Here is a 23,291-nt window from a genome sequence, read left to right as displayed (position 1 = left end):
AAATGAAAAGCAAGATAGCAAAGCTTATTCCGGTCGTTATTTTCCCTGCGTTATTCTGGACGCTACCCTGTCCTGACGGACTGGATATTAATACATGGCATATGGCGGGCTTATGCCTTGCGCTGATGTGTGGACTCATTCTGAAACCGTTTTCCGAGCCCATTATCAGCCTGATTATCGTAGGGCTTGGGGCTTTTTTCGTGAAAGATCCCAACGCGCTTTTTTACGGATGGGGACAACAGAACGTCTGGTTTATCCTGGCCGTGTTACTGGCTTGCAGCGCATTTAGGAAAAATGGGCTGGGTAAACGTATGGCATACATTTTACTTTCTAAATTCGGCAACACCTCCTTTGGCCGTTCGTCGCTTGGCCTGGGTTATGTCATGCTGATATGCGATCTGATATTGAGCCCGGCAACGGGATCTAATACATCACGGTCTGCGATTGTATTTCCGATTTTCAGGGGCTTATCGGAAGCGCTGGATTCCCATCCCGACAAAAATCCCCGAAAACTGGGCGCATATCTTGAGCTCTTACAGCACGTCGTTACCATGTCAACAGCGGCGCTGTTTTTAACCGGAATGGCATCCAATGCCGTGATTGCATCGACGATAAACAATGTCGTTGGGATTGAGTTAACGTGGGCGCTGTGGTTCAAAGCCGCTCTGGTCCCCGGTTTACTGATTCTTTTTCTCAGCCCCATTGTGGTCTACAAGTTATTCCCTCCCGAAATGCGTGACCTGGGAAATATAAAACCCATCGTTCTGCAAAAGATTGCGGAAATGGGCCCCATGAAGCGGGATGAAAAGATCATGTTTGTGCTTTTTATCTGTGCCATTCTGGGATGGAGTATTGGCTATAAGATTGGCATGGGACTCTATATTGTTGCCTTTATCTGGTTAGCGCTGGAGCTGGTGTTTGGATTGTTAAACTGGGATGACCTGATGGCTGAAAAAGGCGCCTGGAACATGTTTACCTGGTTTGGTGCTTTTTACAGTCTGACCGTGGCGTTAAATGATGGCGGATTCTATACCTGGATTGCGTCACAGCTTCAGCTGTATCTGAATCTTAACGCGATTAGCGGCTCTCTGGTTCTGGTGATTCTGGTATTACTCAGTCTGGTCGTGAAATATTTTTTTGTTTCGAACTCCGCTTATATCGTTTCCATTTATCCAGTGGTGCTGACCTTAGCCAAAGCGACCCAGGTCAATATGATGGCCCTGTCGTTAATGCTGGTCTTCTTTGGCGCATACGGTGCTCTGCTTTGTAATTACGGAAACGGGGCAAGTATTTATTTATACGGGAACGGCTATGTCAGCCAAAAGGACTGGTATACAAAAGGCACGATAATACTCATCCTTATTTCTTTAGTGCTCTTTACTGTCGGTCTTCCCTACTGGAAATTGATAGGCATACTGTAATCTATAAATAACGAGGTTTTATTATGGGATGGAAAGTGCTTTTGCCCCAGGAATTGAAACAGGATGGACGACTTCTGCTTGAACGGCAGGGGCATACGTTAATTGACGGGCGTGGCTTTGAAACCGACGACGTGATTGCAGACATGCAGTTACACCAGCCGGATGCCATCATTGTTCGTGTGACCAAAATGTCTCGCAAAGTGTTTGAGGCGGCAGCACCGAATTTAAAAGTTCTTGTCCGGCATGGTGCCGGGTTTGATGCGGTTGATTTGAAGGCTGCTGAGGACTTTGGTGTTAAATGCCTCTATGCGCCTGTTGCGAACAGTACATCCGTTGCGGAGACGGCGTTGTTACTCATGCTTTATATGAGCCGCAATGTCAGCCGACTTCGTGCCATGCTGCCGGTCGACTACTATGCGGCAAAATTAAAAACGCCGATGACAACCTTAAACGGCAAAACCGTGGGGATCATCGGGTGCGGAAACATAGGCAGCCGGACCGCTAAACGTTGTCTGGCAATGGAAATGAACGTGCTTTGTTACGACCCTTACAAGCCTGCTAAAGATTTTCCCGATGGGGTTGAGGTCGTAAGAGACCTGGAGAGAATTTTTACGGAGAGTGATTACGTCTCACTGCACGCCCCCGATACCTCAGTGACGCATAACATGATTAACAAAGAAAAGTTAGCGATGATGAAACCGGGTGCTTTTCTGATCAATACCGCGCGCGGTGGGTTGGTCAATGAAGACGATCTGGTTGAAGCCTGTAAAAATGGCATCATCGCTGGCGCAGGACTGGATGTCATTGCTCATGAGCCGATGCATCCGGATAACTCTCTGGCGGCACTGGATAATGTGCTCATCACCCCGCACGTGGGAGGCAATACGGCTGAAGCCGCCATCCGGGCTTCTTACATGGCTGCTATGGGGGTTGCCGAGATGTATGAAGGTAAGGCCCCCACCTGGCCCATCCCAGTGATTGATTACCAGACTGCGCGAACTTACGCTGATACAAAAGAGAGTCATAAAATCCCCGCCGGGATGTTTGATTATTAATTCACTCCTGCACTGATCATCGATCCTGGCATTGCTAACACTCTGCATAAGAGCCTGTCGGACAACAGGCTCTTATGCCTGCATTGATGTAAACGCATCCTTTCGCGAACAGCATTTGCCGCTATTCTTCAGAGTGAAAAGTCACAACAGGGCTGTTGCCTGTAACGTTCTCACTTTTGACCGGTGACGCATCCTGAGATTCGCCCTTGGGGGCAGAACGTTCTGCAGGGTCTGCGTGATGCCCTCCGCCTAATGCCTGCGCTGAATGCGGGAAAGGGAGGTCACGAGGCTGTTTTTGTCCGCCTCACTGAGGTGGGGGGCCGCGAGCTGCGAGAGCAGCCAGGCTCTGTCGGCGTCAGCCAGGGTGCCTGCCATCAGCCGCTGACTGATCGCCGTCAGTAACTGTGTATCCAGCCGTTGTATCTGCTGCCGGGTCTCTGCCAGATCCGGAACAGCCTGCAGGCTATCCGGCGTGGAAAGCCAGTCAGCCCGATAGCGATACTGAATGGCTTTACTGGCATTCATCAGGGCGTGAATAAAAGGTTCCACCGATTCCGGCTCAAGTCCTTCCTGCTGCGCATTGTGCAGCATGTTCTCCAGTACCACCTGCTCCCGGGGCAGATCCTCCACGGGTAAATGATGCTGCGCTTTATAACCTGCCACGGCTTTCATGACCTGCATACGTTCATTCAGGGCGGTTGAAATGGCCCCGAGTGAGACGGAAGAGACCGACCCGGCGAAAACGTTGCTGCACATAAAGAGTGAAGAGAAAAAAATCGCTACAAACTGCGTCATTTGCCTGCTCCATGAGTGAAAGGTGGCACTAATTTATGCATGAAACGATAACGTAGTGTGATTAATATTTTTACAAAATGTGAATAATGGCGGTACCGGCAACATTCAGGCAGGTTATTCATTTAACATCGTTTTTTGGCTTTCAGGTTCATAAAAAATTCATATGATCCTGCCATCCTGATCGGTCGGCCTCCGCTCTGCTCAGGGGGAACGGGCTGCCATAAACGGATAATCTGACGTTGAGGTAAGCGCGGGGGACAAAGAGAAAAGGGCGGCTCAGCCGCCCGGATCGGTCAGGGGCATCCTGTTCTCAGGGAACAAAGACGGCACGAACACAGCCATCTTCTTTATGCTTAAACATCTCATAGCCGCGCGGCGCTTCTTCCAGTGGAAAGCGATGCGTCGCCATAAACGCCGGATTGAGTTCATTCTGCGCAACATGCTCCAGCAGCCTGTGCATATAGCGTTGCCCGTGCTGCTGGGCGGTGCGGATGGTCAGACTCTTGTTGATCATCAGCCCCAGCGGAAACTTATCCATCACGCCATACACGCCCAGGATAGCGATGTTGCCGCCTTTGCGGCAGCTGTAGAGTGCCTGACGCAGGGCGGCACCCACATCCGTTTCAAGATGCAGCATCTGTTTCGTCTTGTCGTAGACCTGACTTAAGCCTTCCCCCCTGGCCTCCATGCCGACCGCATCGATACAGCTGTCCGGGCCGCGGCCGCCGGTCAGTTCCAGCAGGGCTTCGTGGATATCGACCGAGGTGTAATCCAGCGCGATGCTGCCTGCAAAGTCCCGCGCCATCGCCAGCCGCTCAGGATAGCGATCAATACCGATGACCTGATGTGCACCCATCAGCCAGGCACTCTGCTGAGCCATCAGGCCGACGCCGCCACAGCCCCAGACCACCACCGTGTCACCCGGATGGATGTTGCAGAAATCGGCACCCATGTAGCCGGTTGGTGTCGCATCGGAGAGGAACAGCGCCTGCTCATCGGTGACACCTTCGGGAACGACAAAGCAGTCATTGTCGGCAAAGGGGACGCGGACATACTCCGCATGCGAGCCCGCATAGCCGCCAAAGGCATGGCTGTAAGCGTAAATTCCGCCGGTCGGATGGCCCAGCGCCGTCTCCCCTTTTTCCCACTGCGGATGTGTGTTGTCACAGCAGGAGGGGAGTTGTTGCTGGCAATACCAGCAGGAGCCGCAGGAGATGAATGAGGGTACGACCACCCGGTCACCGCGGCGGATATTTTTCACCGCGCTGCCGACCTCGACGACCTCGCCCATAAATTCATGGCCCAGGATATCTCCCTCGCGCATCGTCGGGATCAGACCGTCAATGACGTGGAGATCGGAGCCGCAGGTCGTGGTAAGCCTGACCCGTATGATGGCATCATGAGGGTTAATCAGACCAGGATCGGCCACCGTTTCAACGCTGAGATCGTTGACGCCATTCCAGCAGAGTGCGCGCATCTATTTCTCCTTATCCTTACGGCTGGCATGGCGGCCCGCAGGCTGCCCCTCCAGCGTGGGAATTTCACCGGTTTCAGCCAGGCTCTTGAAGCGATGTAACGCTTTGCTGGCCACCTCTTTCGGCAGCAGATCGAATAACGTGGTCACCTTTTTCCCCAGTGCCCCGCCCGGTGGGGTGAACTGCAGCGTCAGGGCCAGTTCGGTCCCCCATTCACCCGGCGCGGGGCGAAAACGCAGTTCACCTTCGTTAGGAATGTCCGCGCCGTCCAGCGAACGCCAGGCAATGACTTCGCCCGGCTGCGCTTCAACAATCCGGCTTTCCCAGCGGTAATGCCTGCTGAGAGGCCCTTTAACCTGCCAGTGCGCATCGCTTTTATTCACCGGTGTCACGCTGGCGAAGTGGCTCATAATCCGGGGCAGGGTATCCGGCTCAAGCCACAGGGCAAAAAGCTCGGTGGCGGGCAGGCCGATCGTTATCCAGCGCCGGAGCGTGAGGGTATTGTCACTGGTCGTTGTCTCAGATGTGGTTGTCAAAGCGTCCTCCGGGAGTTCTCAGTGGAACGGGATTACAGGATTTGAGTTAAGGACAGTGCGGGGGATTATGCGAGCGAAGCCGCGTCAGTCAGATCAAAGCTGCAATCTCAGAAAGAGGTTAGGATGCCTGCCGGATAGCCAGTGCAGAGACGCACTCTGGCATGCCGGAACAGAGAGACCTGGCGCCGCCAGGAGGGACATTTACAGCAGCAAAAAGAGGGAGATAGGGCCGTGAGTAACCTGTTCTCCGCGAACAAAAACGTCGCGGAATATGTGAGAAAGCTGGAGAAGCAGGCAGCCAGCCGCTCAGAAGCGAACTGGCATGAAGGACTGAAAAATAGCACCAAAAGCGCGCTGGAAAAAATCAATGCGGCTTATGAGGCTAACCTGATCGGTGCTGAAGAGAGCCTGAGTCTGAAGCAGCGGGTTTACCGGCTGCAGGATAAGCTGATTGCGCTCGCCTTGTGGTGACCTCAGCCGATCAGACCGCCTGTACGTAAATCGGCGGGGGTAAAAAACTGATACTTCAGCACGCAGCGTCGTCCGGCATTGCAGGCCGTTCGTAAAGAAGGAAGGTTGCCTGGCAGAATCGTGCCGGTCAGCAGCGCGCGCTCGCCATGGTGCAGATGAAGCTGCCGCAGCAAAAGCCGCTGCGCGCTCGCGGCAAGCCCCCGGCCCTGACAGGCAGGGATAATAACTTCATCCATAATCTGGAAGCCTTCAATAAACGCCGTTTGCCGTGGCACACAAATAATCAGTCCAGCCATCCTCTCCTGCCAGACAATCAGACGGACGTGCCCGTCAGCGATATCCTCCCGTAACTCCTGCCTGCTGGTAGCCTGTAACTGATCGCGGAGATGCGGCAGGGTCTGCCTGCTGACGCGATAGGCATGATGGATCGCCGCGAGACAGGCGGGAAAATCGCGCCGGCTGGCGGTGACCAGAGACAGTTCGCCTGTGACAGGCTCCGGCAGCGAAGCGGGATCGCTGAGGAAAAGCAGCTGGTCAGTAACGCCGATTTCAGCGTGAGTCACAGGCAACAGGACCCGCAGCCTGAGCGGATTCAGCACCTGCCACGCCCGCATGATGGCGTCAGCCGCCACATAATCCAGCGCGCCATCACGTGCGATGACATCAATGAAGGGCTGAGCCAGGTCTCCTCCCAGATAGCGCGGTCCGGTGAGATAGCGCTGGCCGTTTATCGTCAGTTCCCGCTGCAAAAAGGTGTGCTGGGGCAGGCCGGTTTCACGCCAGGGAAACGCGGCGGAAAAGTGATGATCGTGGCAGCGACTCTGCTCCCGGGCCAGCCAGCGGGCAAGCCAGGCGCTGAGACAGTCCGACGAGACAGGAACAGTACGGTAGAGCGACACCATGTAATCCAGCATAAGAGTCCTTATTGCCTGCCGTAAGGGAACGTCTGAGCCGTGCCGGTTCGCAGAGAAGGCTGCTGAGAGTGTAACGATATGCTCTGTTTTTGACCATCCCGACAGCATCGGTGACGCTCTGCCCGAGCGGGCGCGCATCTGAAGCCGGAACGGCAGGCCAAAAAAATGCGCGGATGAGCGTGTTATCTGTGCTGTCGTCAATCGCGACAAGGGGCGTCTATTCACATCCGGCCCTGTTATGTCTGCATCGTCAAATTAATTGATGCAATAAGGCGGGTTTGCCCAAAAAAATACTTTGTTTTATCTTTTACGTAAATATTACAGATTCAGATAATCGGCGGGCGGATCCTGCATTATGCTTTAAAGGCTATTCCATAATTATAAAGCGTGCCTTTTTTACACAGCAGGGGGTTCCATGGTTCATATTGATTTATGCACCAAAGAGGGCGTGATGAAAGCTTATGCTTTTCAGACGCCGATGCAGGCGATGAGCCTGGTAGATAAAATAAAAGATGATGAGTTTCAGTGGTTTAATCTTGAGTGGGACGGGCAGCGTTTTACCTGTCCCTACCATTTTATTAAAAGACTCAGCAGCCGTTCTTATATTAAGTCATTCTGGCGTTAACGTAACCTGATTGATGACGTTATCACGCTCTCGCCAGCCAGTACCGTTCATCTGTATCTGAAAAAATGATGGGTGGGGCAGAAATAGCCCCATCCAATTTTTCAATGAAGCGCCTGTCATCAGCGCTCAAAAAAGTTGAACGGAATGAAAATTTTTATCTGTCACCTCTGAGCGCAACCCGGAACGAAAAAAACCTTTCCTTTTCATTATTGCAGCAAAAAGAGATCTTTATTTCTTTCCTGTTGTCGGTGATCTGGAAATAACATTAACAGCGTTATAATTTATCCCTTCATTAATCTGATCTACCTTCCTTTAACCAGTCAGAAAAAACAAGAAAACTTAATTAACCAGCTATTAACGTAGTGGTTATTTCATATTGAAATTTTTTCTTTTCACTCTGAAATGTGCTTATTTTCCCATTGCGCAGGGTGAGACTGTTGTCACTCTTTTAAAGCGGCGTGTCAGCTAACATTAAAATAAAAAAATATTATTTTTCATGATCTTATTTATTTCCTGTTGGCTGTCTTTTTCATTCTGGCATGACCTCTGCAACAGCCGGGGAAAGAAACCACAAGGGAGTACCTTAAATGAGCTATAAAATTCTGCTTCCGCAGGAGATCATGAAGGAAGGGCGGGACTATCTGGAGAGTCGTGGCTACGAACTCATTACCGGTTCCGGCATGGAAGAGGAGGATATCATTCGCGATATCCCTGACTGTGACGGAATTATTGTTCGACTTTCAAAAATGTCTGAGCGCGTATTTGCCGCAGCAAAAAAATTAAAAGTGGTTGCACGCCATGGCGCAGGCTATGACACCGTTGACTTAGAGGCGGCAAAACGCCACGGCGTCACGGTTCTTAATGCGCCTGTCGCCAACAGTATGTCCGTGGCTGAACTGGCGCTTTTCTTCATGCTGCACTGCTCACGTAACTTCCGTCTCGTCGAAGAGAAAATGCTGGAAGATTATTATTGGGCAAAACTGCGCACGCCAAAAGTAGAGCTGGACGGGAAAACCCTGGGCCTTATCGGCGTCGGCAATATCGGTTCACGCGTAGCCATGAAGGCATTGCATGGCTTCAACATGAAAGTCATTGCTTTTGACCCCTACAAAACAGCTGCTCAGGTGCCGGACGGTGTTGAGTTAACTCAGGATTTTGACCGGATTTTCCGGGAGAGTGATTTTGTTTCGCTGCACTGCCCGGCGTCAGAAGAGACCTTTGACTTTGTCGGTGAAAAGCAGTTTTCACTGATGAAGCCAGAGGCTTACTTCATCAATACCGCACGCGGCAAGCTGGTCGATGAAAAAGCGCTGTATCACGCGCTGTCGACCTCTCAGATTGCCGGAGCCGGGCTGGATGTCCTGAAGAAAGAGCCGTTCGACCCCGCCGATCCCATTTTTGCACTGAGTAACGTCGTAATTGCCCCCCATATTGGTGCCGCCACGAAAGAAGCCACGGACCGTGCCTCGCTGCATTCCGCCATCGGCATTGATGAAGTGTTATCGGGCAAAAAACCATCCTGGCCGGTGCCGGGCTTTTAAGGAGAAGCGTATGTCTATTGGTAACCGTATTTTCACACAGCGTCCCGCTTTTGACGTGGCGTTACTTGAAGCCTATCAGCAGCTGCCTGTGGCCAACATTGCTGACACCATGAACCGGATTGCTGTACTCGGTAACGGCATCAGGCGCATCTCTTCACCGGCCAGACCTGTCATGGCGGGCTATGCCATTACCGTGAAGGCGCGCGCCGGTGACAATCTGATGCTGCATGCGGCGCTGGATATGGCAACAGAAAACGATGTCATCGTGGTCTCTAACGAAGGCGATCGGTCCCGTGCGCTGATGGGGGAGATCATGATCGCTTACGCTCACTACGATCGCAAAATTGCCGGCATCGTGCTGGATGGGCCTGTCCGGGATATTGATGCCCTCTCGGTGCTCGATTTCCCCATCTTCGCCACCGGTTCAAATCCCGCCGGTCCGTTTAAAGAGGGACCGGGAGAGGTCAATACCCCCATCGCCGTCGGCGGTGTCGCGGTGTGTCCGGGGGATTTGATCGTGGGCGATGCGGACGGGGTGATTGTCGTCCCGCTGAACGATGCCGCGGCGCTGCTCGAAAAAGCGACGGAATACGCCAGTTTTGACGCCGGTAAAGTTGCCGCAGCGAAGCGTGGCACCGCAAACCGGGCATGGGTCAGAAAATCATTAGATGAAAAAGGCGTTGAGTTCATCGACGACGTTTACCGCTAATTCTAAAAAATAATGAAAAGCCGCGTCCCGGCGTTCCGGTGCGCGGCTGCTAAGCAGAGGTAATATCATCATGCTTTATCTGAAGCTCTTACCCATCCTTTTTTTCCCCGTTCTGTTCTGGATTATCCCGCCCCCGGAAAGCCTCTCCGCCCAGACCTGGCACTTAGTCGGCATCTATCTGGCGATGCTGTGCGGTCTGGTTCTGCGTCCGTTCACCGACGCCGTGATTATGCTGATTATTCTGGGCTTTGCGTCACTGTTCATTGCGCCTGGCCCGCTGTTTGCCGGATTTGGCAGCCCGATGGTCTGGTTTATCATCAGTGCCTTTATCATCTGCAAAGCCTTCGTGATCACCGGCTTAGGTAAACGTATTGCTTACCTGCTGCTTCAGCGCTATGGCAAAAATACGCTGACACTGGGTTACCTGATGATGGTAACCGACACGGTGCTGGCACCGGCCACAGGCTCAAACATGTCGCGTTCCGGCGGCATCACCTATCCCATTTTCCGCAACATCGCCGAAGCACTGGGATCAACGCCCGATAAGGGCAGTCGCAGGATTGGCGCTTATCTCACGATTCTGATGTATGTCGTCTCGATGGGCACCTCCAGCCTGTTCCTGACCGGGATGGCAACCAACTCGATTACCGTCTCGCTGGCGAATGAGATCATGAATGTGAATCTCAGCTGGATGGTCTGGTTCAAGGCTGCCATCCTGCCGGCGGGCCTGGTGCTGCTGGCGGCCCCCTGGATCCTCTATAAACTCTATGCGCCTGAACTGAAGAGCATCGATAACGTCAATGACATTGCCGTTCAGGGATTGCACGAGCTGGGCCCGGTAAAGCGTGAAGAGAAACTGCTGATGGTCTTCTTTGTGCTGGGTATTCTCGGCTGGATGACCGGCTCTTTAACGGGGATCCCCTTCATTCCGGTGGGGCTGGCATTCCTGGCCTGTCTGCTGCTGTTCGGCGTACTGAACTGGAACGATGTAGCCAGTGAAAAATCGGCCTGGCAGACCTTTGTCTGGTACGGTGCGTTTTACGGTTGTGCGGTCGCGCTCTCCAAAGGCGGTTTCTATGTCTTTCTGGTCGACGTTATCAAAAACTATCTGGACCTGTCGCAACTCACCGAAATCAGTGCCCTTGGCGTACTGGTTTTTATCAGCCTCGCGGTGCGTTACTTCTTCGTTTCTAACAGTGCCTTTGTGGTCTCTTTCTATCCGGTGTTATTCACGCTGGGCATGACCACGCAGGCCCACCCGATGTACATCGCACTGTCACTGGCCTTCTCTGCCGGGTATGGCGCACTCCTGACCCATTACGGCAACGGCGCGGGTGTCTTCACCTTCTCAAGTGGGTATGTCCCGCAAAAAACCTTCTGGTTACTGGGTAGCGCTATGGTGCTGGTCAACGTGCTGGTCTTTTTTCTCATAGGGATCCCCTACTGGAAAATGATCGGTATTGGTTAAAGGAAAAAGCAAAATGAAACTGGATATTCTGATTAAAAATGGCCGGGTAGTGGACCCGGAACGCGCCATCTTCCTCGACCAGAGCGTTGGGGTGGCAGGCAACCGTATCGTCGATCTGCAGTCGGTTGACAACCCGGAGGCGGAGACCGTCATCGACGCGGCGGGCTGCCTGGTGCTGCCGGGCCTGATTGACTTTCATGCCCACGTTTTTCATGGGGGCACAGCTATCAGCGTTAACCCCGATGTGATCGGCCTGCCCAATGGCGTGACCGGGGTGGTGGATGCGGGCAGCAGCGGCTGGGTGAACTACGGGCTGTTCCGTAACAACGTCATCAACACGGCACAGACGCGGATAAAAAGCTATCTGAACGTCGTCAATGTCGGCCTCTCCACACTGGGCGGTGGGCCGACCGGGTATCTGGAAAATACCAACCCGGCCAACTTCAACGTGGAAAAGATTGCCCGGACGGTGAATGAACATCGCGACAATATTCTCGGTCTGAAGCTGCGTTACAGCCAGGATATCGCCAGAGGACGTCACTTTAGTGGCGATCCCTTCTTCGCCACCGTGGAACTGGCCCGTCAGCTGAACACCGGGCTGTGCGTGCATGTGACAGATTCGCGTCTGCCCGCCGATGAACTGATTACGCATTTCCAGGCTGATGATATCTTCGCGCACTGTTTCCACGGCACCGGCCATGCCATCCTGCAGGATAACGGCGACCTCTTTCCGGACATCAAAGCGGCCAGGGATCGCGGCGTCATTTTCGACTGTTCGAATGGTGTGGCGCACTTCGACTTTGCCGTAGCGCGGAAGGCGATGGAGCAGGGGTTTAATCCGGACATCATCAGCACCGATCTCACCCTGCGAAATAGCCTGCGCACCGATAAGGTCTTCAGTCTGCCCTTTATCATGTCCAAGTACCTGAACATGGGAATGTCACTGTTCGATGTGGTGCGCGCCGTCACCACCACGCCTGCACGCCTGATGAAGATGCAGGGCGAGGCAGGCACGCTGGCTTCCGGCGCCTTTGCCGATATCGCTATCGTGAAACTGCGGCAGGAGAAAGTGGTGTTTGAAGACACCCGGGGTGAACGCTTAACGGGCGATCACTATCTCGACAACTGTGCGACCATCAGCAATGGACAGATTGTCTATCGTCGCCAGCGTTTCTGATTGAGAATCCCGCTCATAAAAATCTGCCTGCGTATTGCCCTGCGCAGGCGTTGTTCGTTTCGTCACGCGGCATCGGTTGCTGTCAGCGTGACGAAAGTTGCCGCTTTTCCGGTAAAACGATGGCGCAGAATGGCCTATGAAAAACAACGAAATTGCGATCCTCTCGGTGTCACAAACCATCACGCAACGCATCTCGAATGTCCTGCTTGAGAAAAAAATCGATATTCCGGTTTACGAATATCGCTATTTTGACGTGGTTGAAAAAGCGCAGCAGCTGATTCAGGGAGGAACCCGCATCCTCATCAGCCGGGGTGGCACCGCGGCACTGCTTCGGAATAACGTGGCGGTTCCGGTCATTGAAATCGCCCACGACCTGCACGGCATATTTCGTATCCTGATGGAAGCGCGCAAGAAGTCACAAAAAATCGCCGCAGTCGGGTTTCCGCAGTTCTGCCATGTTCTTCGTCATTACCAGAACATGACGCATGAAGAGTTCAAAATCTGTCAGGTCTACAACCACTACGACATTGATAACGTCGTCAAAAATCTGGCAGATAATGATTATGATCTGGTGATTGGCGGCCTGACCGTCGCGGAAATGGCCAGAAAGTACGATCTGAAGGTCATCATGGGGGATACCGATAATATCGCGATCGAGCAGGCTCTCGATGTCGCGGCGAGCACGCTGAAATATATCAACAGGGAGAGCACGAAGCTGGCGATGGCCTGGTCAGCCCTCAATCAGTCGCGGGAAGGGATCCTGTGGCTGGATCAGTCCGGTGAAGTCATCAATATCAACGCCCGGGGCTTGTCGCTTTTTCCCTGCCGGATCGGGGATAAGATTTTAAAAAACGACGCGTTTAAAACGCTGTTCAGCTGCATCATCAATGAGCGGGATATCACCGACGAGGTACATGAGATCAAGGGCGACGCCCTCCGGCTGACGGTGAAACATATCCCCGGTCAGCAAAATTTTTATACCCTCATCACCGCCGTCAGAGCGGGACAGCACGAGGGATGCGCTCCGGTCCCGGCGAGAAAGCCTGCAGGCAGCAGCTTCACCACGGTTTACACCTTTTCGGACATCGTGGGCCGCTCGCCTGAAATGGTGTCTGTGATTGAGCAGGCCAGACTTTATGCGGCTCACGATCTGCCGGTGAATATTCTCGGGGAGACGGGCACGGGCAAAGAGCTGTTTGCCCAGAGTATTCATCACGCCAGTGCGCGCAGCGCAGGGCCTTTTATTGCGCTTAACTGCGCGGCAATCCCGGAGTCCCTGCTGGAAAGTGAACTGTTCGGCTACGCTGAAGGGGCGTTTACCAGTGCCCGGCGGGGCGGCAAACCCGGTATTTTCGAAATGGCGATGAACGGCACGGTGTTTATCGACGAAATCAGCGAAGCCCCGCCCGCCGTGCAGATCAAATTGCTGCGTATTCTGCAGGAAAAACGGTTCAGCCGGGTAGGGGGCGAGGGGCTCATCACCGCCAGTTTCCGCCTGATCACTGCCAGTAACAAAGACCTGGGTCAGATGGTGGCCGCAGGACAGTTCCGCCAGGATCTCTTTTACCGCATCAATATTCTGGAGCTGCGGCTGCCGGCGCTGAGAGCGCGCCGGGGCGACATTATGCTGATTGTCGACGCGCTGCTGGCCAGCCAGAACCGGACGCTGACGTTTAGCGACGAAGCGGTTGCCCTGCTCAATAATGCGGCGTGGCCGGGCAATATCCGTGAGCTGAAAGCCGCTATCCTGCGGCTGGTGGTGCTGCATAAGAGCAGCACAGTCGATGCCGATGCATTGCAGTCACTCTGCCACCTTTCTTCGGCAGCCGTTGAGCGTGAGGCGCTACCCTGCACGCTCAGTGACGAGGTGAATTTACTGGAGAAGCAGGAGAGGAAACTGATCGCGTCGGTGATCAACAGAACCGGTGGCGATCGCGCCCGGGCCGCCGTGATGCTGGGCATCAGTCCCACCACCCTGTGGCGAAAGATGAAGCGATATGGACTTAACTCTGACTGACCGGTGTGCGCGCTGTCGGGCAGCGCCGGAACGTTAATCATCCGGAAGGAGAGGGAAATCTTCTTCTTTTCTCCCCTTCAGCCGTGCCATCAACAGTTACACTATAGGGATACTTACTCCGGATTCCGACTGCAATGCCCCACGAAAAAATACGTCTTCGCTCTCTGCTGACGCTGCTTTCCATTGGCGGCGTCATCCTGACCTCCGGTCTGCTGCTGGGTGCGCTGCTGCTGTTTCAGAAGGCCAATATTGAAGACAGCCTGCTTGAGGGGAACATTGCCTATGCCCGCAAACTGGCAGATACCACCGATCGTTATCTGGCGACAGCGCAGCGCGAACTGGCGTGGAGTGCGTCGCAGATCAGGGACCTCGGCAATCTGACACAGCTGAAAAGCGAAACCGATCGCCTGCGGATGCAGTCGGGCTTTTTCAACTCGGTCGTGGTGGTGAATCATGACGCTGTTATTGCCGCAACTTCACCGGAAAGTCTGAAACTGGTTGGCGTAAAACTCCACTCGGCGGCCAGCCTGCAGGCGATTTCCACCAAAAAGCCCTTTATCTCCGCGCCGTTCACCTCTGCCGCCGGTAACTATGTGCTGTTTTTATCCCAGCCGCTGTTCAGCGCCGATGGCCGCTACCTGGGCTACATAGGCGGCACGATCTATCTCAAAAAACAGAGCATGCTGAGCGACATCCTGAGCCAGCATTTTTATACCAAAGGCTCTACGGTGAGCGTGGTCAGCAATGACGGTCTGATCGTCTTCAGTCACGACCCGGCGCAGGTCGGCACGAAAATGCAGCTGAGCCCGGCGCTGCAGAAGCGGCTTGAGGATACGGAGAGCGGGCACTTCACGCTGGAAAACGACGGTCGTCACTATCTGATCGGCTATGGCACACTGCACAAAACCGGCTGGAACGTGTTTATTACCGGCACCTCAGAAACGGTCAGGCACCTGCTGATGCGCACGGCGGAAAACGCTATCTGGTTCACGCTGGGCATTATCGTCCTGACCGCGGCGATTATTGCTTTTCTGGCGGGACGCATCGCCTCTCCGCTTGAGAAGCTGGCGGACAGAGTCCGCAACGGCGGCAGCGAAGCGCAGGCGGAATCTCTCTCCTCGGTCAAAACCTGGTATTACGAAGCCGACAGGCTCCGGGACGCGGTGCAGGAGCATCGTCACGCCGTCGCCGGACATCTGGCGGCACTGAACGATGAAGCGATGACTGACCCCCTGACCGGACTCTGCAACCGGCGCGGATTCTCGGCGCTGGCGGCGCAGAGTGACAACGAACATGAACAGTGCGTAATCGCCATCGATATCGACCATTTCAAAAAGATCAATGACTGGTACGGACACGATGCGGGTGATGCGGTGCTGGTAAGTCTGGCGGCGCTGCTGCGTCAGGCCAGTCGTACGGGGGATATTGTCAGCCGGTTTGGGGGAGAAGAGTTTATTCTGCTGCTGCCGGACACGTCGCTACCGGACGCCGCCCGCACGGCGGAACGTATCCGTGAGAGCGTCAGCGCCACCCTGTTTCCGTTTGTCGGGACGATGACGATATCCGCAGGCGTCGCGTCGCGGGATCACAACAGCGAACGCGAAGCGCTGTTGCGGCGTGCGGATGAAGCGCTCTATGAGGCAAAAGGCGCCGGACGCAATACCGTCGTGATTGCCGGATCGGCGGGATTCAGCGTGTTTGATCCGGCCCGGTAGAGGGCTGACGCTGGCGCAACCGGCTCAGCATTTGCTGCGGAGTCGCCAGCCGAGCCACTCATCCAGCGCCGCTTCCGCCAGCGGCCGGGAGTAGAAAAATCCCTGCGCCTGATCGCAGCCAAATTCGGTCAGCGTGTTGACCGTTTCCGCATTCTCCACGCCTTCGGCCAGCACCGTATAATCGAGATCTTTCAGCATCGCAATAATACTGCGGGCGATAACCCGCGAGCCGGTATCACTGGAGATTTCACTGATCAGCGAGCGGTCCAGCTTGATCACGTCCAGAGGCATACGTCGCAGGTAGCTGATGTTGCTGTAGCCGGTACCAAAGTCATCCAGAGAGATCCCAAATCCGCGCAGTTTCAGCATCTCAAGCCCCTGCATCGCTGACGGGCTCTCCAGAATCCGCTCTGTCTCCAGGCACTCGATGCCCAGCAGTGAAACCGGCAGCTTTGCCTTGATCATCTGCTCTTCAAGCTCGTCGGCAAACCCGCTGCGGGAGAAATCGCTGCTGCTGACGTTGATGGTGACGGGCAACTGAATATAGTTGTCACGCAGCCGGGAAAGGCGAGTGATGGCCTGCTCGGTCACCCAGCGGGTCAGCTCGCTGAGCAGTTCAGTCTGTCCGGCAAAAGGCAGAAACTCTGCCGGAGAAAGCTCGCCGCGCTGCGGATGCCGCCAGCGGATCAGCGCTTCCAGCCCAATCGGCTTTCCGCTATGCAGACAGATTTTCGGTTGATACGCGAGCCACAATCCTTTGTTTTCCCGTATCGCCAGGGCCAGATCGTGCATCAGCGTGAAATCCTGAGTATGCCGTGTGTCGGTGGCTTCACTGAAACACATCGACGCGACATCCCGGGCGATCGCTTCATGAAGGGCGCTGACGGCGCGGCGCAGGATCTCCTGTGCGGGCATTTCACCGGTGATGAAACTGGCCTCACCGGTATGCGTCATCAGCGCGACAGACAGCCCGTCGCCCAGATCTGCGCTGATGCCCGTCAGCTGCTTCGCCACCCATCCGGCACTCAGCCGGCTCTCCTGGCGGGTTAACAGGGCAAAACGCCCGGTGGCCACGGTATAGAGTATCTCGCCCGGCGCCGGGCGCAGGCGCAGAGGCAGCAGCGTGGCGACATCTTTCAGCAGGCTTTCAACCGGGCCCATCCCCATCGAACGCGCCAGCTCGTAAGCGCGCGGCATATCAATGCAGTCAATCAGGACCAGTCGCCGTGGCGTCCGATCACCTGAGGCGGCCAGAAACTGGAGGTCGCGGATAAGTCGCTGACGGTTGGGCAATCCGGTGACGGGATCGGCAAAACCTGCCGAATACCAGGCTTCCAGGAATGACATGACCAGGGTGGCCAGCATTGTGAGCATGGTGACCTGAGCCGGACTGAAAGGGTGGGGCGTGGTGTCGGTGACACACAGGGTGCCCAGAATCATGCCCGTGCTGTTTTTCAGCGGCGTACCGGCATAGAAGCGGATAAAAGGTGCGCCAATGATCAAGGGGTGCGTCGCAAACCGTTCATCCAGCAGGGTATCCGGGATCACCACGGTGCTGTCGCTGTCGACCGCATACCGGCAGAGCGAATCTTCGCGGCTGGACCGGGTAAGGGTAAAATTATGCGCGGCCATGACATGCTGCTGCTCATCATCCAGCACGGAGATAAAACTGCCAGGAATGCTGAGCGCCTGACTGGCCAGTCGGACAAACTGACGCAGCACTTCATCACGACTTTCGTCGGGATTGCGCAACGCGCGCAGGGTTCGCGTGCGACCATCATCGCCGCCGCTGAGACTTATGAACATGAATTCCTCCGCCCCGGCTGGTTACGGAGCGAAATTAAGCAGAAAAATTGCAGAGTAGTGTGTAATGAGTACAGGCAATTTCCGTAAAAATAAAGTGTCCTGACAAATTTATTACGTAACGGAATGCAGAGAGCGGCAAACGGTTACCGGATCGGCTTTCTTCAATAAAATATTTTCAGAACGGCGATTCTTTTATTTTGTCGTCAAAAAATTTGTATTTCTGAAATATCCTGCCAGGATAGAAAGAACAAAAATAGTGCACTATATAATAACGCACTAAAGCAGATGACAGAACTTATTATTGCCCGACTTTTACACACACCAATAACAACATCAGGGAAACCTTATGAACTCACTCCGGCATTTCACCATCCGGCGCGTCGTGCTGTGGATGATGATCATTTCACTGGGCGTGGTTGCACTGGCTGGCGGCTACAGTAGCCATGTGCTGCGCGACATCTATCGTCAGACCGATCGCAGCGCCGTTCTCACTCAGCAGCTCAGCTTTCTGACGCAAAGCGCTATTGCCATGCAGAGCGGAAGCGCCGCCGACAAAAGTGCGGTGATGGCTGCCATGCCGGAAGGCGCTGACTGGGAGCGTCTGCGTACGGCACTCACCACCACACCTGCAGACTATGCCTCTGCGGCACGGGCGCAACTGAACAGCATCACGCAGCAGCTGGCGCAGCATCAGGCGTCGCTCAGGGCTGACCGGCATCAGCTGCAGGGTGTACTGCTGGCGGCGCTGCTGGCGGCGTTCGCGTTACTGCTGTTCTGCGATCGCTATCTGGTCGTGCATCTGGTGCGTCCGGTGGCAAAAATTCGTGGTCACCTGAAAATCATTGCGGATGGCGATCTGACACAGGAGCCGGAAGATCTGGGCCGTAACTGTGTCGGACAGCTGGTTCCTCTGGTGAAAGAGATGCAGCACAGCCTGTTGCATATGGTCAGCGCTATCCGCGATAACGCCGCCATTCTTCATCGTGAAGCCGCGGATATTGCTGCAGGCAACGCAGACCTCTCCGATCGGACCTCCACCCAGGCTGCAGCTCTGGAGCAGACCGCCGCCAGCATGGAAGAGATTACCGTCACCGTGCGCCACAACGCGCAGAACGCCCGTGAAGCGCGGGAGCTGGCCGTCAGTACAACCGATACCACGCAGCAGGGCGCGAAGCTGGTTCAGACGGTGACTGCGGCCATTACCAGCATCGCGGAAGGGTCAGAAAAAATTCGTCAGTTTACTGCCACCATTAACGGCATCGCGTTTCAGACCAATATTCTGGCGCTGAATGCGGCCGTTGAGGCAGCGCGCGCCGGTGAGCAGGGCCGCGGCTTTGCCGTCGTGGCCAGCGAAGTGCGCTCGCTGGCGCAGCGCAGTGCGGCGGCGTCTAAAGAGATTGAAGAGCTGATTTCAGATACGGTGGCGCGGGTTGACGATGGCCGCCGTGCAGCGGAGAGCGCCGGCACCACGATGGAAGCCGTCCTGCGCGGCGTTGGCGGCGTCAATGAGCTTATCGGGCAGATTGCGCTGGCGTCAGATGAACAGAGTAAAGGCATCGCTCAGGTCACCGTCGCCGTTGCTGAGCTCGACCGCGTGACGCAGCAGAATGCGACGCTGGTGCAGCAGGTGTCAGCCACCGCGGGCAGTCTCAGCGGTCAGACGCAAACGCTGGGCAGCGTCATCACCCGCTTTACCCTCCCGCATCAGGCGGTTGCCGTGGCGAACAGACGGGAAGCCACGGAACAGCCTGGCGGATGGGCTGCCTTTAGTCAGGCCTGACATCAGTCGCCCGACGAGGAATAGGCCTGTATGAAAAACGCGTGCACGTTCGCGAATGATTATTACATCGCGCTCTGACACCTTATTTTTTAAGGGCAGAGCGTGCGGCAATAATCGCAGGATGAGTCTGCAACTCATCCTGTCGGTTATTCTTTTATCGATGTGCTTATTATTCAGGCATCGTCAGAAAGATAATTTGCCTTATTTAATCATCGCACGCTGCATTCACTGATTTCACAGGACGGCCTGCTGTGCCGGGCGATTAAAACATAACCAGCATTTATGCTTTGGTCGGGCGCGTGATGGCGTCTGGCCTTCTTTACGGCCACCCTAAGCCGGGAGTTTCATATGGGAAATCAGATTTTACAGCGGCCTGTCGCCGTGCAGTGCAACGTTCGTGAACTCCGCCTTGCCGCCGGGTTTTCTCAGGAGATCGCCGCAGAGCGTTTCGACCTCAGCCAGCGTGTCTGGCAGACCAAGGAGGCGTCAAAAAATCCTGCGCGGCTCAGTCAGGGGGAATATGAATTGCTGATGCTGCTGGCCGGGGAGCATCCGCACTTTGAGCTGGTCGCAAAACAGAAAAAATAGGGTTTTCAGCCGCTGTTTTCTCTGAAGTTAGAATATGGCAGGCCGATAAACAGATTAAGCGAAGCGCAGCCATCGGCTGCGCCAGATTTTACTGACGGGCCTTTCTTACGGCAGCGGGTCAGCAGCATATACTGCCTGGCCTGTCTGATTGAACGTGTCCTCTTTATGCTGTGTCATGCCGTCCACAGTACCGATCCGCAGAGGAAGTTATCCTGAAACGTCCCGTTTATCATGATGCCGAGGCGGCGCGCCTCGATGCACTCAGGCAGTACGAGATGATGGATTCACCGCCAAACGATGCGCTGGATCGTCTGACTACGCTTGCCGCCCGACTGTTTAAGGTGCCCGTCGCGTTTGTTTCCCTCATTGACGAAAAGCGGCAGTTCTTTGCTTCCCGTTACGGACTGAACATTACGGGTACGTCACGCAACGTCGCGTTCTGCCATCACACCTTAACGCAGGGACGGATACTCTGTGTCCCGGATACCCTGCAGGATCCGCGCTTCTGCGACAGCCCGCTGGTGCATGGCTATCCCTATATCCGCTTTTATGCCGGTATTCCGCTCTCCACGCCGGATGGTCATCACATCGGCACGGTCTGCCTGACCGATACGCATCCCCGCGCGCCGCTGACCGCAGAAGATCGGCAGCATCTCAGCGATATTGCCGCGCTGGTGATGGATCGCATGGAGATGCACCGGCTTAAATTACTGCGCTATACCAGTCAGCAGCGGCTGGAGGCGATCTCCTCTACCTCGCCTGATGCCATTATCTGCACGGATCTGCAGCGCGGCATCACCTTCTGGAACCCTGCTGCTACCGCGCTGTTCGGCTACAGCGCGGAGGAGATGCGCGGTCAGTTCGTCAGTGAGCTGATCCCGGCGCGCTGCCAGACAGACTACCGTAATGAGCTGGCCCGGATTACCTCCGATGAATCGGCGATCTCGCGTCCGCGCTCTCTGCAGATCTGGGGACTGACGCGTAACGGACGCGAATTTCCGGCCGAGGTCTCTTTCTCCGGCTGGCGTGAAGGGGGAGAGCGGCTGGTGGGCATGATTATCCGCGACGTTACCGCCCGTTATGAAAGTGAGGCACGGCTTTGTGAGCTGGCCTCTCTCGATATGCTGACGCGCCTCGCCAGCCGCAGCGCGTTTATGGATCAGGTCGCTCAGCTCACTAAAGCGGAGATCCCCTATACGTTACTGATGACCGATCTTGATGGCTTTAAGGAAGTGAACGATACCCTGGGCCATGCGGCCGGGGATGCGCTGCTGTGTCACGTTGCCGAACAGATTCGTACCGTGTGCACCGGTGCGGTGACGGCGGCGCGCCTGGGCGGTGATGAATTTGTCATTCTGCTGACGGGGGGCTGCGCGGAGGCGGCGCTGACGGCAGAGAAGCTGATTGCCGCCGTTCAGACGCCGTTCAGCTATCACGACTCACCGGTTGTGGTCGGCGCCAGCACCGGTATCGCCTCCTACCCGGAGCACGGCCGGGATCCCTCTGCGGTCATGTCCGCCGCCGACCTGGCGCTCTATCGTGCCAAAGCGTCGGGCAAAGGCTGCAGCATCCTGTTCAGACCCGCCTTTCGTGAAGCGGAGCAGCAGCGCCGTCGCTTTGAACGCGAACTGGAGTCCGCGGTGCGGCAGCAGCAGTTCACGCTCTACTATCAGCCCCGCTACGACGTCGAAAGCGGCAAGCTCACCGGCTGTGAGACGCTGGTGCGCTGGCAGCATCCGACGCGCGGCCTGCTGTTGCCGGCTGATTTCATCGCCATGCTGGTGAAGAGCCCGCTTTCCGTCACGCTGGGGGAGTGGATTATCCGGACGGCGCTGGATCAGGTCCGGCAGTGGCAGGTGCGCGCGCCTCATCTTCGCGTCAGCATCAATCTGTTTCCGCGCCAGCTGGTGGGCAACAGCCTGGAGAAAGTGCTCCGGGAGAGTGCCGGTGGCGATGCCGGTTTTGTCGAGCTGGAAGTGGATGAGCCCCTGCTGACGGTGCTGGTGCAGGATATGCCGGTGCAGGTTGAAGCTATCCGGCAGACCGGTGCTTCATTCGTTATCGACCATTTCGGACGGACGCTGGGCGCGATCAACCTGCTGCGCTACAGCTTTGTGTCGGGCTTTAAAATCGATAAGTCACTGACGCGCGAGCTGGGCTCCAGTATGCGGGTGCGTATGATGTTCCGGGCTATCGCCGGGCTGGGTAAAAGTCTGGGTATCCGGGTCGCCGCCGAAGGGGTCGAGGAAAAAGAGCAGATCGCGTTCGTGACGACGGCAGGATGCGACATTATGCAGGGGAACGGGCTGTGCCAGCCGCTGAGTCCGGCCGATTTTGAAGCGATGCTCTGCGCAGAAACGCCGTCTCTGCCTGCCGCGGCCATCGCGGCCGGTTCAGGGGCAGCCCTGCGCTAATCGCGCGTCACTGAGGCGATGGAGAGTCATCTGTGGCCTCTCCCGGCCTCAGGGCCGGTACTCCTGTTTCAGCAGGCCGAAGATCCAGTCATCCTGCCACGCGCCGTCCAGAAAGAAATTCTGCCGCAGTGTCCCCTCCTGAACGAAACCCGCCGAGAGCAGGGTGCGGCGTGAGGCTGCATTACCCGCCGTCACCGTGGCGACCAGACGACGGTAATCCAGCTGCTCAAAGCAGAGCCTGATGGTGGCATGCAGTGACTCACGGCCGTAGCCTTTTCCCTGCGCATGGGCGGCAACTATAAAACCGAACTCGGCAATGCCGTCTCCGCGATCGATAAACCCGCAGAAACCTGCGGGCAGCCCGCTGGCTTTTTCCTCCATCACCAGGCAGAGCCAGTGCTGGCAGCCCTTTTCCCATTCAGGCAGGCGAACATCAAAAGAGCGGGTTTTTATCTCTTCGGCGCTGCGCGGGTCACAGATATATTTCATCACCGATCTGTCCTGACTGACTGCCAGATAGAAGGGCCAGTCCTCAGGGGAGAGCGGCCGGTAGGTCAGACGTGGCGAACGCATTTCAGACAACATAGCCGCCTCCATGGCGTAACGCTTTTCGCGATCTCAGGGATAGCGCAAAAATAACACAGAGACGCAGAAACAGAACATGCGGCACGCATTTTCCCCCTTCCTGACCCGTTCAGTGACGACCGGGTTGGCGAAAGGATCCCGATCCCGCGGTTTACCTCCCGCGATGGCAGGCCATCTGGTCACTTCGTTGCTACGCTTG

General features: G+C 55.5%; 19 protein-coding genes. 13 read left to right on the top strand and 6 right to left on the bottom strand.

The window, feature by feature from the left end; all coding sequences use genetic code 11:
- Nucleotides 1–2: 2 nt before the first annotated feature.
- Complete coding sequence (locus S7A_RS20235) at nt 3–1,421, top strand: DASS family sodium-coupled anion symporter (RefSeq protein WP_009093242.1); 1,419 nt, start codon at nt 3–5, stop codon at nt 1,419–1,421.
- A gap of 23 nt (nt 1,422–1,444) precedes the next feature.
- Nucleotides 1,445–2,476 carry a hydroxyacid dehydrogenase gene (locus S7A_RS20230; RefSeq protein ID WP_009093241.1) on the top strand — a complete coding sequence of 344 codons (1,032 nt, stop codon included), beginning with the start codon at nt 1,445–1,447 and terminating at the stop codon, nt 2,474–2,476.
- A 249-nt stretch (nt 2,477–2,725) separates the two neighbouring features.
- Here the strand turns inward: S7A_RS20230 and S7A_RS20225 are convergent, their stop codons facing one another.
- The 3 genes from S7A_RS20225 to S7A_RS20215 all read right to left on the bottom strand — a co-directional run bounded on the left by S7A_RS20225 (nt 2,726) and on the right by S7A_RS20215 (nt 5,282).
- Nucleotides 2,726–3,271 carry a chorismate mutase gene (locus S7A_RS20225; protein WP_009093240.1) on the bottom strand — a complete coding sequence of 182 codons (546 nt, stop codon included), beginning with the start codon at nt 3,269–3,271 and terminating at the stop codon, nt 2,726–2,728.
- A gap of 310 nt (nt 3,272–3,581) precedes the next feature.
- The gene (locus S7A_RS20220) at nt 3,582–4,748 is read right to left on the bottom strand and encodes a zinc-dependent alcohol dehydrogenase (protein WP_009093238.1); all 1,167 of its coding nucleotides are present in this window, start codon (nt 4,746–4,748) and stop codon (nt 3,582–3,584) included.
- Nucleotides 4,749–5,282 carry an SRPBCC family protein gene (locus S7A_RS20215; protein ID WP_009093237.1) on the bottom strand — a complete coding sequence of 178 codons (534 nt, stop codon included), beginning with the start codon at nt 5,280–5,282 and terminating at the stop codon, nt 4,749–4,751.
- 231 nt (nt 5,283–5,513) lie between these two features.
- Here S7A_RS20215 and S7A_RS20210 point away from each other — a divergent pair, with 231 nt between their 5' ends.
- Nucleotides 5,514–5,753 (top strand): hypothetical protein, encoded by a 240-nt coding sequence (locus S7A_RS20210; protein WP_009093236.1) that lies wholly within the window; start codon nt 5,514–5,516, stop codon nt 5,751–5,753.
- Nucleotides 5,754–5,755: 2 nt separating this feature from the next.
- Here S7A_RS20210 and S7A_RS20205 read toward each other — a convergent pair whose 3' ends face one another.
- On the bottom strand, nt 5,756–6,667 hold the full coding sequence (locus tag S7A_RS20205; protein WP_009093235.1) for a hypothetical protein: 912 nt from the start codon (nt 6,665–6,667) through the stop codon (nt 5,756–5,758).
- A gap of 415 nt (nt 6,668–7,082) precedes the next feature.
- Here S7A_RS20205 and S7A_RS20200 point away from each other — a divergent pair, with 415 nt between their 5' ends.
- The 7 genes from S7A_RS20200 to S7A_RS20170 all read left to right on the top strand — a co-directional run bounded on the left by S7A_RS20200 (nt 7,083) and on the right by S7A_RS20170 (nt 15,919).
- Entirely contained in the window at nt 7,083–7,292 is a 210-nt protein-coding gene (locus S7A_RS20200) for a hypothetical protein (RefSeq protein WP_009093234.1), read from the top strand.
- A gap of 587 nt (nt 7,293–7,879) precedes the next feature.
- Nucleotides 7,880–8,833 (top strand): hydroxyacid dehydrogenase, encoded by a 954-nt coding sequence (locus S7A_RS20195; RefSeq protein WP_009093233.1) that lies wholly within the window; start codon nt 7,880–7,882, stop codon nt 8,831–8,833.
- A 10-nt stretch (nt 8,834–8,843) separates the two neighbouring features.
- Entirely contained in the window at nt 8,844–9,542 is a 699-nt protein-coding gene (locus S7A_RS20190; RefSeq protein ID WP_009093232.1) for an RraA family protein, read from the top strand.
- A gap of 70 nt (nt 9,543–9,612) precedes the next feature.
- Nucleotides 9,613–11,010 (top strand): DASS family sodium-coupled anion symporter, encoded by a 1,398-nt coding sequence (locus S7A_RS20185; RefSeq protein WP_009093231.1) that lies wholly within the window; start codon nt 9,613–9,615, stop codon nt 11,008–11,010.
- A gap of 13 nt (nt 11,011–11,023) precedes the next feature.
- On the top strand, nt 11,024–12,187 hold the full coding sequence (locus S7A_RS20180) for a metallo-dependent hydrolase (RefSeq protein WP_009093230.1): 1,164 nt from the start codon (nt 11,024–11,026) through the stop codon (nt 12,185–12,187).
- A gap of 136 nt (nt 12,188–12,323) precedes the next feature.
- The gene (locus tag S7A_RS20175; protein ID WP_009093229.1) at nt 12,324–14,204 is read left to right on the top strand and encodes a sigma-54-dependent Fis family transcriptional regulator; all 1,881 of its coding nucleotides are present in this window, start codon (nt 12,324–12,326) and stop codon (nt 14,202–14,204) included.
- 134 nt (nt 14,205–14,338) lie between these two features.
- Nucleotides 14,339–15,919: a diguanylate cyclase gene (locus S7A_RS20170; protein WP_009093228.1), complete on the top strand. Its 1,581-nt coding sequence runs from the start codon at nt 14,339–14,341 to the stop codon at nt 15,917–15,919.
- Between the two features lie 24 nt (nt 15,920–15,943).
- Here the strand turns inward: S7A_RS20170 and S7A_RS20165 are convergent, their stop codons facing one another.
- The gene (locus S7A_RS20165) at nt 15,944–17,725 is read right to left on the bottom strand and encodes a sensor domain-containing phosphodiesterase (protein WP_009093227.1); all 1,782 of its coding nucleotides are present in this window, start codon (nt 17,723–17,725) and stop codon (nt 15,944–15,946) included.
- A 346-nt stretch (nt 17,726–18,071) separates the two neighbouring features.
- On the opposite strand from S7A_RS20165, the gene S7A_RS20160 reads away from it, so the two are divergent.
- The 3 genes from S7A_RS20160 (at nt 18,072) to S7A_RS20150 (ending at nt 22,507) form a co-directional block, all read left to right on the top strand.
- A complete protein-coding gene (locus S7A_RS20160) occupies nt 18,072–19,505 on the top strand; it encodes a methyl-accepting chemotaxis protein (RefSeq protein WP_009093225.1) in 1,434 nt (477 codons plus the stop codon).
- Between the two features lie 348 nt (nt 19,506–19,853).
- Nucleotides 19,854–20,093 carry a hypothetical protein gene (locus S7A_RS20155; RefSeq protein ID WP_009093224.1) on the top strand — a complete coding sequence of 80 codons (240 nt, stop codon included), beginning with the start codon at nt 19,854–19,856 and terminating at the stop codon, nt 20,091–20,093.
- Between the two features lie 278 nt (nt 20,094–20,371).
- A complete protein-coding gene (locus tag S7A_RS20150; protein WP_033736904.1) occupies nt 20,372–22,507 on the top strand; it encodes an EAL domain-containing protein in 2,136 nt (711 codons plus the stop codon).
- Nucleotides 22,508–22,555: 48 nt separating this feature from the next.
- Here S7A_RS20150 and S7A_RS20145 read toward each other — a convergent pair whose 3' ends face one another.
- Nucleotides 22,556–23,092: a GNAT family N-acetyltransferase gene (locus tag S7A_RS20145; protein ID WP_009093222.1), complete on the bottom strand. Its 537-nt coding sequence runs from the start codon at nt 23,090–23,092 to the stop codon at nt 22,556–22,558.
- Nucleotides 23,093–23,291 lie beyond the last annotated feature (199 nt).

Source organism: Pantoea sp. Sc1 (assembly GCF_000255315.1).
Taxonomy (GTDB): domain Bacteria; phylum Pseudomonadota; class Gammaproteobacteria; order Enterobacterales; family Enterobacteriaceae; genus Pantoea; species Pantoea anthophila.
This window is presented reverse-complemented; position numbering and strand designations above follow the sequence as displayed.

Excerpts from the sequence above, each read along its gene's own strand:
- S7A_RS20235 (WP_009093242.1), top strand. The coding sequence starts at position 3 with ATGAAAAGCAAGATAGCAAAGCTTATTCCGGTCGTTATTTTCCCTGCG.
- S7A_RS20230 (WP_009093241.1), top strand. The coding sequence starts at position 1,445 with ATGGGATGGAAAGTGCTTTTGCCCCAGGAATTGAAACAGGATGGACGA.
- S7A_RS20225 (WP_009093240.1), bottom strand. The coding sequence starts at position 3,271 with ATGACGCAGTTTGTAGCGATTTTTTTCTCTTCACTCTTTATGTGCAGC.
- S7A_RS20220 (WP_009093238.1), bottom strand. The coding sequence starts at position 4,748 with ATGCGCGCACTCTGCTGGAATGGCGTCAACGATCTCAGCGTTGAAACG.
- S7A_RS20205 (WP_009093235.1), bottom strand. The coding sequence starts at position 6,667 with ATGCTGGATTACATGGTGTCGCTCTACCGTACTGTTCCTGTCTCGTCG.
- S7A_RS20200 (WP_009093234.1), top strand. The coding sequence starts at position 7,083 with ATGGTTCATATTGATTTATGCACCAAAGAGGGCGTGATGAAAGCTTAT.
- S7A_RS20195 (WP_009093233.1), top strand. The coding sequence starts at position 7,880 with ATGAGCTATAAAATTCTGCTTCCGCAGGAGATCATGAAGGAAGGGCGG.
- S7A_RS20190 (WP_009093232.1), top strand. The coding sequence starts at position 8,844 with ATGTCTATTGGTAACCGTATTTTCACACAGCGTCCCGCTTTTGACGTG.
- S7A_RS20185 (WP_009093231.1), top strand. The coding sequence starts at position 9,613 with ATGCTTTATCTGAAGCTCTTACCCATCCTTTTTTTCCCCGTTCTGTTC.
- S7A_RS20180 (WP_009093230.1), top strand. The coding sequence starts at position 11,024 with ATGAAACTGGATATTCTGATTAAAAATGGCCGGGTAGTGGACCCGGAA.
- S7A_RS20175 (WP_009093229.1), top strand. The coding sequence starts at position 12,324 with ATGAAAAACAACGAAATTGCGATCCTCTCGGTGTCACAAACCATCACG.
- S7A_RS20170 (WP_009093228.1), top strand. The coding sequence starts at position 14,339 with ATGCCCCACGAAAAAATACGTCTTCGCTCTCTGCTGACGCTGCTTTCC.
- S7A_RS20165 (WP_009093227.1), bottom strand. The coding sequence starts at position 17,725 with ATGTTCATAAGTCTCAGCGGCGGCGATGATGGTCGCACGCGAACCCTG.
- S7A_RS20160 (WP_009093225.1), top strand. The coding sequence starts at position 18,072 with ATGAACTCACTCCGGCATTTCACCATCCGGCGCGTCGTGCTGTGGATG.
- S7A_RS20155 (WP_009093224.1), top strand. The coding sequence starts at position 19,854 with ATGGGAAATCAGATTTTACAGCGGCCTGTCGCCGTGCAGTGCAACGTT.
- S7A_RS20150 (WP_033736904.1), top strand. The coding sequence starts at position 20,372 with ATGGATTCACCGCCAAACGATGCGCTGGATCGTCTGACTACGCTTGCC.
- S7A_RS20145 (WP_009093222.1), bottom strand. The coding sequence starts at position 23,092 with ATGTTGTCTGAAATGCGTTCGCCACGTCTGACCTACCGGCCGCTCTCC.